We start from the raw sequence: 14,983 nt of genomic DNA on the forward strand, positions 1-14,983 counted from the left end.
CCTCATAGCGTGGAAGTCCGTTCCGCGACGTACCCGCGGCAAGTAGCCAAGCGTGAGAACGAACGTCAGAACTCGCGTTGCTCGTCGCCGAACGGATTTCCGCACTACTACCTACTGATCCTAGATCCTGGTAGCCGAACGGCGAGGTAAACCCATAAAAAAGCCGGCTGAAGCAGCCGGCTTTTCCCGAGAAAGTTGAGTGGTCGTCAGTCGTTATTCTACCAGCAGGCGTTTGGAGATGGTGCCCTCAGCGGTGTCGAGGCGCAGGTTGTAGACGCCAGCGGGCAGGTGGGGCAGCCGTAGCTCCGTGGTCGGCTGCGCCGCCAGGGTTTGCTCCAGCACCACCTGCCCTAGGGTATTCACCAAGCTAAGCCGCAGGGTTTGACGGGCTAGCTCGGTGGGCAGCAGCAGACGCACCGACTCGTGCGCGGGGTTCGGGTATAGGCTTACCTGCCCGGCCAGCGGCGCCGGCGCCGCGGCCAGCACCAGGTTGTTCAGGCGCACGCTCGCCACTCCGATGTTGTTCGGATTATAGCTGACCGTCACGAAATCCAGGGTGCCGTCGCTGTCTAGGTCGCCGGTGACGAGGGCACGCGGACTGGCATTGAGGGAGAAGTTCAGCGAGCCGCTGAAGTTGCCCAAGCCGTCGTTCAGGCGAAGGCCCGCCTGCGTGGTGCTCAGCACCAGCAGGTCCAGGTCGCCGTCGCCATCTAGGTCGCCGAGGGTAGAAGGCGCGAAGCCGGAACCTAGGTTCAGGGTGCGGCTGGTGCTGAAGTTGCCGCGGCCATCGTTAAGGAGCAGGGTGGGGGTGCCGCCGCTGGTGCCCACCAGGTCCAGGTCGCCGTCCTTGTCTATGTCGCCGACCGTGGCGTTGCTCAGGCTTAGCTGCTGGCCGTTGGGGTCGAAGGTGCCGAAGCCGTTGTTCAGGCGGAGCGTGGTGGTGTTATTGCCGTTGTTGGGCGTGAGCAGGTCCAGGGCGCCGTCGTTGTTCATGTCTTTCAGCAGCAGGAAAGTGGGCGGGGTGCTGTTGCCGTCGCTGCCAATAATAAACTCCTGGGTTTGGGTGAAGGTGCCGCTGCCGTTGTTCAGGCGCACTAAAACCGTCCGGAAGGTATTCGTAATGGGGCCCGGCACCGTCACCGCCGTCAGCCAGGAGGCGAGCAGGTCCAGGTCGCCGTCGCCATCCACGTCGCCCATGGTCATGTTGCCGCTGCCGCCCAGCGGCGTGCTCCCGAATACGCCGTTCGTGTTCAGGTACACGCCGTTGCTGGTGAGCAGGTCCAGGTCGCCGTCGTTGTCGAGGTCGCCCAGCATCGTGGTGGTCTGGTTCACGTACGAGGTTTCGGAAAAGCGTACTTCCTGGCCATTGACAAACGTGCCGTCGCCCGCATTCAGCCGCACCCGGATGCTGATCTGGCCGCTCAGGTTATCGGTGGTGAGCAGGTCGAGGTCGCCGTCATTGTCCACGTCGCCCAGGGTCGCGGTGTACGGGTTGGTCAGCGCCACGTCGGGCTTGGAGCTGAACACGGCCGCGCTGCGCACCGTGGCGGTGGTAAACTGAAACACCTGCCCGGCCGCCAGCCGCTCGTCGTTGCGGCCTTCCACGACCCGCGTAACGGTCGCCGACACCATTTCGCCCGCCTTGAAGTCAACGGTCGGATTGAAGGTCAGCAAGCTGTTGCTCACCAGCGCCTGCCCCGCCTTCAGGCCACCCGCCTGCTGGCTGAACACTTTCAACGAACCTAGGGTAGCGGCATTGTTGCGGATGAGCTGCGAGAACGTGGCACCTAGGTCGGTGGTGCGCGGAGCTGCCACGGCATTGCGCGCCGGCAGCGTGCTGGCTACCGCCAGCGCGGGCGGTGCCACGGCGAAGTTAATGGTGGCGGTGCCCACGGGCGTAACCACCGTCAGCAAGCCGCTGGTGGCGTAGGTGGGCACCGTGAACGTAATCTGCGCGTCGGAGTTGATAGCAAAGCCAGGTACGGGTATGCCGTTGAGTGTCAGGCGCGTAGTCTGGCGCAGGTCTTTGCCCGTGAGCACAACGGTGGCACCCACCGGGGCGGCGGCCGGTGCCACGCCGGTGAGCGTGGGCGTGTTCTGGTTGAAGAAGATGCTGCTGGTCAGAAAATCCAGGTCGCCGTCGTTGTCTACGTCGCCCAGCACGGTGTTGCCAAGACCCGGATTATAGATTTCGGTGCCTTCCAGGAGCGTGCCGCTGCCCGTGTTGAGGTGCACGCTCACGGTTGGCGGGTCGAAGCGGAAGCCGGAGTAGGTGGTCAGCAGGTCCAGGTCCTTGTCGCCGTCGAGGTCGCCGAGGCTGATCAGGCCTGGGTTAGAAGTGCCGGTAATAACCTGGCCGCTGGCGAAGCTGCCGGTGCCATTGTTGCGGTACAAAATGATCCGGCCCTGCGCAATAGAGCTAGGTATTCCGGTCGGCACGACGATGTGCGCCGCCACCATATCCAGGTCGCCGTCGGCATCCATGTCTTCCAGCAGCACCTGATAAACCTGCGCGTCGATGGGCGCTTCCGGGCCGCTGCCAAACGTGCCCGTACCGTCGTTCAGGCGCACGCGCACCACATCCCGCACGGAGCTGTTGTAGCTGGCCAGAAGCAAATCCAGGTCGCCGTCGCTGTCTACGTCACCGAGGGCCGTCGACACCTGCCCACTGGTCGTAATTTCCTGCCCGCTCGCAAAGATGCCGCTGCCGTTGTTGAAACGCACACTCACCGAGCCGGCCGCGCCGCTGGTGGCGGGGTTGTTGGTGGTGATAAAATCCAGGTCGCCGTCGCCATCCAGGTCACCTAGGTTCAGGCGGGCCGGGAAGCTGCCGACTTCCACTTCCTGCGAGCCGCCGTAGGTGCCGCTGCCGTTGTTGAGGCGCACGCTCACGGTGCCTGCCGCGTTAGGATTCACCGTGAGCAGGTCCAGGTCGCCGTCGCCGTCGATGTCGCCCAGGGCCAGCGCCCGGGCTGCCGGCGTGGGCAGGGGCTGACTTTCGCCAAACGTGCCAGTGCCATTGTTCAGGCGGATTCCGGCCGCACTCACCACGTCCAGGTCGCCGTCGCCGTCTACGTCGCCCAGGGCCGGGTAGGTGGTGGTGCTGCCCAGCAGGTTGGTTTGCTGATCCGCAAAAACAGTCGTGGCCGGTGCAACCGCCGTGGTAAATTGAAACACATGCGGCTTCGCCAGGTTCTGCCCGCCGCTGCTCTGCGCCGCCGCTGTGACGGTAGCCGAAACCTTCTCACCCGCCTTAAAAGGAGTAGTGGGTGCGAAGCTGAGCGTGTTGCCGCTGACGCTGGTCGTGCCCATATTCCGGCCGCCCGCCTGCTGGCTGAACACTTTGAGCGAACCTAGGGTGCCGGCATTGGTGCTCAGCGGCTGCGAGAAGGTGGCCGCTACCGGCGTCGCGCGCGGAGCCGCCAGCGCATTTCGGGCCGGGGCCAAGCTCGTGACGACCGGCGCCTGGGCCTGGGCCGCAGTGCTGCCCAGCAAGGCGAGAAATAGTCCCGCGCGTAGCGCGGGCGCAAGCCTGGTACCTAGGTCGGCGGGCTGATAAGGCAAAGTAAAAACTGAAAGCATGTGAAAAGAAATAGGGTGAAAACGGTTGATAAGCAGTTGATTGATTAAGTAAGTTATTCGGCTTCCCTGCACCGCTCAGCGCTAGAACGACCGGACCTATTGCTAGGCCGGTCGTTCTGTTGTTGCGCTTCAGCGTGATTGAGCAGTCTGGGAACGGCGTTATTCAATCACCAAACGCTTAGTTATCAGTCCTGAAGCGGTACGCAGACACACGCTATAAACGCCTTTCGACAAGTGACCTAGGTTCAATTCCGCCACTGTTTGCCGGGCGCTGAGCGGTTGCGTGAGCACCACTTGCCCCAGCGTATTCACCACGCTGAGCTGCACCGATTGCTGCACCAGCTCGGTGGACAGCAGCAGGCGCACGGACTCGTGCGCCGGGTTCGGGTATAGCTCTATTTGCGCCGCTAAGCTGGCCGGGGCCGAGGTCAGCACTTTCACCGCGCTGGGTGCGTTCAGGCGCACGCTGGCGGTGTTGGTGCCTTTGTTGCAGGTCGCGAAGTCGAGGGTGCCGTTGCCGTCCAGGTCGCCGATGGCCAGGCCGATGGGGGCGCTGCCCACGGGCACTTGCGAGTTGCCGCCGAAGGTGCCAGCGCCATTGTTGAGGCGCACGCTCACGGTGTTGCTGCCGCTGTTGGCCACCAAGATGTCCAGGTCGCCGTCGCCATCGGCGTCGCCCAGGGCTAGGCCGCGCGGAGCTTGCAGCCCTACTACCAAGGGTACGGTGCCGCTGAAAACTCCGCTCTCATCGTTAAGACGCACCACGACCACGTTGCTGACCACATGGGCCGTGACCAGGTCCAGGTCGCCGTCGTTGTCGACGTCACCTAGGGTCACTACTTCCGGATTGTAGGCGGTGCTGATTTCGGTGGTGCCGCTAAAGCTGCCCCGGCCATCATTCAGGCGCAGGCTGACTGTGGTGGTGTTGGAGCCGGCGGACAGCAAATCCAGGTCGCCGTCGTTGTCCACGTCGCCCAGAGCCAGGCTCACCGGGCGCGTGTCCACGCTCACGTTGGGAGCGGGGCTGAAGACACCGCGGCCGTTGTTCAGGCGCACGCTTATAGTGCTGCTCGTGGTGCTGTTGCCGGCGGTGTAATTGGCCGCCAGCAGATCCAGGTCGCCGTCGCCGTCGATGTCGCCTACGGCTAGGGTGTGCGGATTATTGCCCACGCTTATCTGCGACAGAAGCGTGAAAAGGCCCGTGCCGTTGTTGAAAACGATGCTGATGATGCCGTTGGGTCCGCCCGCGTTGGCGGTGAGCAGGTCCAGGTCGCCGTCGCCGTCCATGTCGCCCAGGGTCAGGTAATAAGGATTGTAGCCGACGGCCACTTCCTGCGCCGCGCTGAACGAACCCAGTCCATTGTTGAGGCGCACGCTCACCGAGCCGGCCGTTTCGTAGCTCACCGTGAGCAAATCCAGGTCGCCGTCGCCATCCACGTCACCTACCGTAGTTGCCTGCGGATTAACGCCCACACGTGGCTCCGAGCCACCGCCGAATGTAGCGGAGCTGGGGGCAGTGGCCGCCGTAAACTGGAATACCTGCGGCGTCAGCAAAGTCTGGTTGCCGGTGCTGCGAACGGCCGAAGTAACCGTGGCATAAATCGTTTCGCCGGGCTTAAAGCCAGCCGTAGGAGCGAAGCTGAGCGTGTTGCCTGCCACGGTCGTAGTGCCGGCTTTCCGGCCGCCACCTTGCGTGCCGAATACGCTTATGGCGTTCTGGTTGGCGGCGCTGGTGCTCAGCGCCTGGTTGAAGGTCACGGCTACAGGTGCGGTGCGCGGCGCGGCCGGCGCATTGCGCGCCGGCAAAACTGCCGTAACGGCCAGCAGCGCGCTGGTCGATTGGTTCAGGCGCACGCTGGCGTTGTTGGTGCCGCCCGTGAGCAGGTCCAGGTCGCCGTCGCCGTCGGTGTCGGCCAGCACCACGCTGCCGGGCTGGAGGCTGACGCTCACTTCCTGCGAGCCGCTGAAGGAACCTAGGCCGTTGTTCAGGCGAACGCTGGCCGTCGCACCTAGGGTGCTGCCGCCGTTAGCCGTCGCCAGGTCTAGGTCGCCGTCGCCGTCAATATCCCCCAGCGTCACGTCGAGCGGGGTGCCGCCCAGGGCCACCTGCTGGCTTTCGCCGAAGCTGCCGAAGCCATCGTTCAGCACGACGCTCACGTTGCCGTTGGCGCGCTGCCCGTTCACGTAGGTGTTGTAGTTGGAAGTCACAAAGTCGAGGTCGCCGTCACCATCCACATCGCCGAGGGCCAGGTTGTTTGGGTTAAAACCTACCGTCACGCTCTGGCTGCCGCTGAAGGAACCTAGCCCATCGTTGAAGCGCACCGCCACGGTGTTGGTGCCCACGTTGCCCGCGAGCAAATCCAGGTCGCCGTCATTATCCAGGTCGCCCACGACCAGGCTGGTCGGCTGGGTGCCCACCGCTACCGAGCCCGTGCCGGAGAAAGTGCCCAGGCCATTGTTGAGCCGGACGCTCACACTGGCGCTGCTGCCGTTGGCCGTGAGCAGGTCCAGGTCGCCGTCGCCGTCGATATCACCCAGGGCCAGACCGTACGGCTCAAAGCCGACCGATACCTGCTGGGTGCCCGAGAAGGTGGCCGCGCCGTTGTTCAGGCGCACCAGCACAAAACCTAGGCCGGTGTTAATGCTAAACAGCGCATCCAGGTCGCCGTCGCTGTCGATGTCGGCCAGAGCCACGTTGCGCGGACCGAAGATGCTGATTTGCTGGCCGTTGGTGTACAGCCCGGTGCCGTCGTTCAGGCGTACGGCACCGCTGTAGGTTACGTAGTCGAGGTCGCCGTCGCCGTCCAGGTCGCCTATGGCCAGCCGGCTGCTGTTGCTGGCTTCCGCGTCAGAACCCCCGATGAAGGCGCCCGAACCGGGGGCCGCGGCGGCGGTGAACTGAAAGACCTGTGCGGCGGGCAGGTTGCTGGTGCTGCTTTGCACGCCCGTGGTGAGCGTCGCCCATACTTTTTCGCCGGGCCTGAAGTCGGTGTTTGGGTTCAGGGTCAGGGTGTTGCTGCTCACCGCAGCAGGGCCAGCCTTCAGGCCGCTTTGCTGCCCAAAGACTTTCAGCGCGCCTTGCGTGGCGGGGTTGTTAAGCAGCGGTTGGTTGAAGGTCACGGCCACATCGGTGTTGCGCGGGGCTGAGCGGGCGTTGCGGGTCGGGAAGAGGGCCGTGGGCAGCAGGGTAGTAGCGCCGTTCAGGCGCACGCTGACGGTGTTGCTGTTATCGGACCGCACCAGTAAATCCAGGTCGCCATCATTATCTAAATCGCCAACTTTAAGCCCTTGTGTACTAACGGGGAAGGCTACCTGTTGGCTGCCACTAAAACTGCCCAGGCCATTATTCAAACGGACGCTTAGGCTTTGGAGGGGGCGGTAGTTTAGCGCCAGTAAATCCAGGTCGCCGTCACCATCCACATCGGATAAACTAAGGCTGGTTGCCCCATCCGGCAAGGGTAGCCGTTGCGTGCCGCTGAAGTTACCCGCGCCATCATTGAGGCGTATATCCACACCCCTGAACTCAAGGTAGCTGGTCGTCAACAAATCCACATCCCCGTCACCATCTATGTCGCCCACGGCAAGGCCATTGGGGCTACCGCCTGCCGACACGTTCTGATTACCCGTGAAGGTGCCGTTGCCATTGTTCAAGCGGACACTCAATATAGAACCACTGTAGCTAGCGGCTAGTAAATCCAGGTCGCCATCGTTGTCTACATCGGTCAGGGCGGTAGTATACGAAAAGGACCCGACAGGCACTTCCGAGCCGCTAGTGAAGGTGCCGTTGCCGTCATTCAGGCGCACGCTCACTGAGGAACTGCCGTTAGGGCTTACAAAGTCCAGGTCGCCGTCACCGTCTACATCGCCTAAGGTCACATCATAAGGCGCCCGGCCAACCAGCACTTCCTGGCTGCCGCTGAAGCTGCCTGTGCCGTTGTTCAGGCGAATGCTGACCGAGCCGGCGAAGTTGCTGGCTGCCGTACCCTGGTTGACCACCAATAAATCCAGGTCGCCATCGCTATCTAGGTCGCCCAGGGCTACGTTGAGCGGGATATTACCCACGGCTACTTCCTGGCTGCCGCTAAAGCTACCCGCTCCGTTGTTTAGCCGTACGCTCACGGTATTGATAAGGCCGTTCGCTGCCACGAAATCCAGATCACCATCCCCATCAACGTCGCCGGTCGCTAAGCTATTACTTACTGCGAAAGGATTGCCGCCTACTGAAACCTCCGAGCCACCCCCGAACACGCCCGTGCTCGGACTGGTGGCCGTCGTGAACTGAAACACATGCGGCGTGGCTGCGCCGCCGCCGGTACTTTGCGCCGCCCCAGTCAGGGTGGCCTGCACCGTTTCGCCCGCCTTGAACTCGGTCGTCGGTACGAAGCTGAGCGTGTTGCCACTCACGGTAGTTGCGCCCACCTTGCGCCCCCCGGCCTGCTGGCTGAACACCTTCAGCGAACCTAGGGTGCTGGCGTTGTTGCTCAGCGGTTGATTCAGGGTAACGGTTACCGGCCCGCGGCGCGGCGCCGAGCGCGCGTTGCGCGCCGGCGAAACGCTCGTCACGGCCAGGTTCTGCGTCACGGTGAAGGAAACGCTGTTACTGCTGCCCACCAAAGTTGTTACTATCACCGGGCCCGAAAGCGCACCCGCCGGCACGGTGACGGTAAGTTGGGTGGCGGAAGTCACCACGAAATTAGTAGCGGCCACCCCGCCAAATGTCACGCTGGTGGTGCCCGCCAGGTTGGTGCCCGCGATGGTGATGCTGGCTCCTGCCACGCCGCTACTAGCCGACAGGCCCGTAATGGTAGGAGCGCCCTGGTTCAGGCGCACGGCTATTACCCCGTCGCTGGTCGTGAGAAAATCCAGGTCACCGTCGTTGTCCAAGTCGCCGGTCGTAAGTGTGCGCGCATAGCCACCGGCCGGTATATCCTGGCTGCCGCTAAAGAGGCCACTGCCGTTGTTCCGCCGCAGGCTCACGGTGTTGGCGTTGGCATTAGCGGCCAGAAGGTCCAGGTCGCCGTCGCCGTCCATATCGCCCAGGGCCAGGCTGCTGCCATTGCCGACGGTCACATCCGGCCCATTGCTAAAGGAACCCGCGCCATTGTTGAAGCTCACGGTAGCGGCGCCCGTAGTTTCGGTAACCGGACCCAGGGTCACCAGGTCCAAGTCGCCGTCGCCGTCTGCGTCGCCCAGCACCATGTCGTCGGCGGAGTGGGGTAGGTTCAGGGTTTGGGTGCCCGATAAGCTGCCCGTGCCGTTGTTCAGGCGCACGGCTACCTGGTAGGGGTTGCTGCCAGGCAGCCGGCTCGTCGCATTGATAAGTAAGTCCAGGTCGCCATCATTATCGATGTCCCCAACGACCAGATCAGAAGCAAAAAAACCGACGCTCACCTCACTGCTGCCCCCAAAAGTGCCGGTGCCATCGTTCAGGCGCACACTGGCTACACCGGCTTGGTTGTCATAGTTGGCGGTGAGCAAATCCAGGTCGCCGTCGCCATCCACGTCGCCCAGAGCTAGGTCTAGGGCAGAAGAGCCGACGCTCACTTCCTGCTTCAGGCTGAAGTTGGCGTTGCCGTCGTTCAGGCGCACACTCACGATGCCCGCCGTCCGGAAGTAGGAGATAAGCAGGTCCAGGTCGCCGTCGGCATCCACGTCGCCGAGCGCCGCTTTGTATGCGTCGGAGCCCACGCTCAGGTTCGGACCGCCCGCGAAAACCCCACTGCCGTTGTTGAGGCGGATACTTACATTATTGCTGCTGGCGCTATAATCAATGGTGATGAAGTCGAGGTCGCCGTCGCCGTCCAGGTCGCCCGTCACCACGTCGTCCGGTGAGCTGGCGACGGCCGCACTCTGGCCGCTGAAGGTGGCTGGTGCCGGTGCCGTAGCTGCCGTAAACTGAAAGACCTGAGGCTTGGCCAGGCTAATGCCGCCGCTGCTCTGCGCCGCTGCGGTGATGGTGGCAAACACTGTCTCGCCCGCCTTGAAGTCGGAGCTAGGGTTGAAGCTGAGCGTATTGCCGCTCACCGTAGCCGTGCCCGCCTTCTGGCCGCCGGCCTGCTGGCTGAACACCTTCACGGAACCTAGGGTGGCGGCCGAGTTGCTCAAGGGCTGGCTGAAGGTGGCCGCTACGTTGCTCGTGCGCGGGGCGGCAGGTGCGTTGCGCCCCGGCGACAAGGCCGTGATGGTGGGCGCCTGGGCCTGCGCCGTGCTACTACCTAGCAGCAATAGCAGTCCCACCCGTGCGCGCCGGGGTAGCCCGAGCGTCGCAAAAGGTGAAAACCAGGAACGTGTAGCTAATTTAGGCATGGATGGAGGGTAAAGGGTGAGTACCGCTTCGGATTAGCGGAAGAGTGGTAAACGTCTGTGGGAAAGCGTCCTAAACATACTGGTAACCTGGGTAAAAAGCACATTTATATTGTTATAATAACATTGCATTGAAAGTAGTACGACAATGATTTTTCCTGAAGCCTGATAAAAAAAGCGCCGACCTAGGTAGGTCGGCGCTTTTTAGAAGTGGAAGCCGGGCAGTTTACTTGCTCAACGTAATGGTGAAGGTTTTGCTGGCTTTGCCGGCCGTGAGGCGGACCACATACAGGCCTTCCCGCAGCGTAGTGCCGGCAATCTGGTAGCTGTAAACCTGATCGGCATTGGCTACGCCCGATGCAATCTGCTGGACTTGCCGGCCAAACGAGTCGTACAGCTCCAGCGTGTAGCTCTGCTGCTGCGTGAGGCTGAAGTCGATGGTAGCCTTCCGCGAGAACGGATTCGGATACACGTCGAAGGTCTTCACCGAAACAGTTGGCGCGGCGGCCACGGCCATGCGGCTGGTTGAAGTGGCAGAGGCTGTAGCGGTGCTGCCGCAGCTATTGATGTTCACCGTGATGGGCGTACGGGCGCTTTCGCAGCCGTTCAGCACCTGCGACACATAGTAGGTGGTGCTGCCTACGGTTGTGGTAGCGGGGCGGAAGTCAGCAGCCAGGGCCGTGCCACCGGTGGCGGTGGTGTACACTTTCAGCGTGGCGCCGCTCAGCATCGTTACGTTGGTGCTCAGGGCGCTGGAAGTAGCGCCCACGCAGTAGTTCACGCTGAACAGCTGGTTGATGTGTGCATAAATGTAGTTGGCGATGATAGCGCAGCCTGCCTTGTTCGGGTGCAGGAAGTCGCTGCGTAGCGAAGTCGGAGGCGTATCCTGGTTGAAGTCAGCCACGTCCTGCGGATCATTGCGATTGTACTGCGACACCGTGTACGGCCGAATGTTCAGGAAGTGGCTGCCGTAGATGGTGGCTAAGTCCTCATTCAGTGATTTGACGTGTTCGTAGCCGTACGTGCCGGGACTCTCGCCCGCGCCGTTGTACACGGACACCACCACGTATTCTTTGTGCGGCAGCGCGGCCACCATGGCGGCAATGCTGGCTTTCACCTGCTCGCCCTGGTCGGAGTCGTTGCGGCCGGCCCAGATGATGGTGGGCCAGGTGCGCTTGCCGGTATCGGCCAGCATGCGGTCCTTGATCTGCACGGAGGTTTGCCCCCCGATACCTAGGTTGGCTACGCTGTAGCCGCTGAGCGTGGAGAGCGTCTGCGGGTAGTAGCCGTACTGGGCATCAGTGAAGGAGTCGCCCCAGGCCGCGATGTTGTTTTGGTCAACCCCAGCGGGCGGCACCACAACCGGCGCCGGGATGCTGTTCACCACGTTCACCGTCACGGCGATGCGGGCGCTTTCGCAGGAGCCTGCCGCTTGCGACACGTAGTAGGTAGTGGTGCCCACGGCAGCGGTGGAAGGCTGGAAGGTAGCCGGTAAGGCCGTGCCGCCCGTGGCTGTCGTGTACGTGCGTAGGGCACTAGGCAACGTCGGGGTGCCGCTCTGCGTGCTGCCGGGCGCCGTCACGGTGGTGGTCAGGGCGCTCGATTGCGTGCCGACGCAGTACGTTACGGCAGTGGCAATGTTGGGCGTGCCCGGTGCCGAGGTGATGGTAACCACGAGCGGGGTGCGGGGGCTTTCGCAGGAACCTAGGGTTTGCGCTACATAGTAGGTAGTGCTTCCCAGGGCTGTGGTGCTGGGCACGAACGTGTTAGCCAGGGCCGTGCCGCCGGTAGCCACGGAGTAGATTTTCAGCGTCGCGCCGGTGGCCAGCGTCACGCTGCTGCTCAGGGCCGCGGCCGTAGCGCCTTGGCAGTAAGCCAGTGGGCTAGTCACAGTCGGAGCAGCCGGGCTGGCTGTCACGTTTACTACTAACGCAACCCGTGCACTCTCGCAAGTGCCCGATGCCTGCGCCACATAATAGGTAGTGCTGCCTACCGCTGTAGTAGCCGGCACGAAGGTGCTGGCCAGCGCCGTGCCGCCCGTTGCTACTGAATAGATCTTCAGTGTGTTGCCGGCCGCTAACGTTACGTTCGCGCTCAGCGGATTAGCCGTAGAGCCCTGGCAATACGTCACCGGAGTAGTCACCGTTGGCGCAGCTAGGCTAGCCGTTACATTCACGACCAGTGCAACCCGCGCGCTTTCGCAGGTACCCGAGGCTTGCGACACGTAGTAGGTAGTGCTGCCCAGCGCTGTGGTGCTAGGTGCAAACGTGCTGGCCAAGGCCGTTCCGCCCGTTGCGGCCGTGTAGATTTTCAGCGTCGCGCCGGTTGCTAAAGTCACGCTGGCGCTCAATGGGCTGGCTGCTGCACCCTGGCAATAAGCCACGGGCGTAACAACCGCCGGGGCCGGTAAGCTGCTGGTCACGCTCACTACCAAAGGCGTACGAGCGCTTTCGCAGGTGCCCAGGGTTTGCGCCACATAGTACGTAGTGCTGCCCACGGCCGTAGTAGCTGGCACGAAGGTGTTGGCAACCGTAGTCGTGCCCGTTGCAGTGGTGTAGATTTTCAGCGTCGCGCCGGTAGCCAGCGTAATGTTGGCGCTCAGTGGGCTAGCAGCCGAACCCTGGCAGTAGGTTACAGGGGTAGCAACGGTCGGTGCGGCTGGGCTGGCTGTCACGTTCACGGCCAGCGCTACGCGGGGGCTTTCGCACGTACCCAGGGTTTGCGAGACGTAGTACGTGGTGCTGCCCACAGTAGCAGTCGGGGGCACAAACGTGCTGGCTAGCGCCGTACCACCCGTAGCTACTGTGTAAAGCTTCACGGTGGCACCAGTGGAGGCAGTCACGCTGCTGCTCAGGGCCGCGGCCGTAGCACCTTGGCAGTAGGTCACCGGGCCAGCGACAGTCGGAGCGGCCGGGCTGGCGGTTACGTTGACCACCAAGGGCGTACGGGCGCTTTCACATGTACCAGAAGTCTGGGACACATAATAGGTAGTGCTACCTACAGTGGTGGTAGCCGGCACGAAGGTGTTAGCTACCGTGGCAGTGCCCGTCGTGGCGGTGTAGATCTTCAGCGTGTTGCCGGCAGCTATGGTAACGCTCGCGCTCAACGCGGCTGCTGTTGCACCCTGACAGTAGGTTACAGGCGTAGCAACGGTCGGTACGCTGGCGGTTGTCGTCACGTTTACGACCAGCGGGGTGCGGGGGCTTTCGCAGGAACCTAGGGTTTGCGCTACATAGTAGGTAGTGCTTCCCAGGGCTGTGGTGCTGGGCACGAACGTGTTAGCCAGAGCCGTGCCGCCGGTAGCCACGGAGTAGATTTTCAGCGTCGCACCAGTGGAGGCAGTCACGCTGCTGCTCAGGGCCGCGGCCGTAGCGCCTTGGCAGTAAGCCAGTGGGCTAGTCACAGTCGGAGCGGCCGGGCTGGCTGTCACGTTTACCACGACAGCTACGCGGGGGCTTTCGCAGGCGCCCAACGTTTGCGAGACGTAGTACATGGTGCTGCCCACATCTGTAGTAGCCGGCGCGAAGGTGCTGGCTAAAGCCGTGCTGCCAGTGGCGGCCTGGTAGATAGTCAGGGTGGCGCCATTGGCCGGGGTTATGCTCGTGCTGAGTGGCGTAGCGGTAGCACCCTGGCAATAAGCCAGCGGTGTCGTGACGGTGGGCGCGGCAAGCTGACAGGCGCTGGCATTCACCGTCACCGTCACCTGGGCCGGCGTGCTTTGCAGACCTAGGTTGTCGGTCACGACCAGGCTGAACACGTAGGTGCCGGCCGCCAAACCGCTAACGACAGGCTGCGCCACGGTTTTGTTGCTGAACGTGGGCGTGTTCGGGCCGCTCACTTGCGCCCAGAGGTAGGTGGCAATGGTGCCGCCGTCCGTATCCGCCGAAGCCGAGCCGTTCAGGGTTACTGAGGTGGTTGGCAACGTAATCGTCTGGTTTACACCGGCATTGGCTACCGGCGCCTGGTTGGCTGCCCCCGACGTGCGTTTCAGCGCTGAAACTGGAATAAGCTGTTTGGCGATGTTGGGACCGGCATAGCTCACTTGCAGGTTCTGGCCGCCGTAGCCTTGCAGATAAGCCACGGTAAGGGCGTGGGTACCGGCTTTCAGACCGATGGTGCTGGCAATCTCCCGGTCGCCGTGCGCACCGTCGTTGTTCACCACCAGCGTCGAGCCGATGTAGAGCATCGAGCCGTCGTCGGAGTTGGTGTAGAAGGTATACTGCCCGTCGGTAGGCACCGTTACGTAGCCCGTAAACTGGAAAGCAAAGGCGTAGTCACGCTGTTGCGCAGTCAGCTCGAAGGCGGTAGAAGTACCGGTTTTGTTCGGGGTGAGCGAGGCAAACGCCGGCATCATGTCCCAGAAACCTTCGTAGTATTTGTAGTTGAGGCCCGCTATCGTGCCGGTTGGGTTTTCCGGCGTGCGCAGCGTGTTGTTGGCATTCACCGTAATACTCACTTGCGCGGGGTTGCTGAGCGCACCTAGGTTGTCGGTCACGACCAGGTTGAACACGTAGGTGCCGGCCACCAGGCCACTAACCACCGGCGCGGCTGCGCTGGCGCTGCTGAAGCTGGCGGTGCTCGGTCCGCTCACCTGGCTCCAGAGATAGGAGTTGATGGTGCCGTCGGCGTCGGTGGAAGCCGCGCCGCTGAGCGTCACCGAGTTGGTGGGCAGCGTAATCGTCTGGGCCGCGCCGGCATTGGCTACCGGCATCTGATTGTTCACCCCAGTTGCCGAAACGCGCTTGTAGGCTGACGCCGGAATTACTTGCTTGGTCAGGCCAGGTCCGGCGTAGCTTACCTGTAGGTTCTGACCGCCGGCATCCTGGAAGAAAGCTACGGTTATGGCGTGGGTACCAGCTTTCAGACCGATGGTGCTGGCAATCTCCCGGTCGCCGTGTAGGCCGTCATTGTCGACCACCAACGTGGAGCCGATGTACAGGCGCGAGCCATCATCGGAGTTGGTGTAGAAGGTGTACTGCCCGTCGGTGGGCACCGTCACGTAGCCGCTGAACTGCATGGCATAGCCATAGTCGCGCTGAGCCGGGGTGAGCAGTGGAGCGGTGATGGTGCCGCTCTTGGTAGGAGTGAGCGTGCTGAA

3 protein-coding genes are annotated in these 14,983 nt (G+C 62.7%); all 3 read right to left on the bottom strand.

The window, feature by feature from the left end:
* Positions 1-213: 213 nt before the first annotated feature.
* Positions 214-3,582 carry an FG-GAP-like repeat-containing protein gene (locus IEX74_RS11435; protein ID WP_188814137.1) on the bottom strand — a complete coding sequence of 1,123 codons (3,369 nt, stop codon included), beginning with the start codon at positions 3,580-3,582 and terminating at the stop codon, positions 214-216.
* 159 nt (positions 3,583-3,741) lie between these two features.
* Positions 3,742-9,888 carry an FG-GAP-like repeat-containing protein gene (locus IEX74_RS11440; RefSeq protein WP_188814138.1) on the bottom strand — a complete coding sequence of 2,049 codons (6,147 nt, stop codon included), beginning with the start codon at positions 9,886-9,888 and terminating at the stop codon, positions 3,742-3,744.
* A gap of 223 nt (positions 9,889-10,111) precedes the next feature.
* On the bottom strand, positions 10,112-14,983 hold a 4,872-nt coding region (locus tag IEX74_RS11445), incomplete at its 5' end, for an Ig-like domain-containing protein (protein WP_188814139.1).

The sequence above is a fragment of the Hymenobacter cavernae genome, from assembly GCF_014641455.1.
GTDB lineage: Bacteria > Bacteroidota > Bacteroidia > Cytophagales > Hymenobacteraceae > Hymenobacter > Hymenobacter cavernae.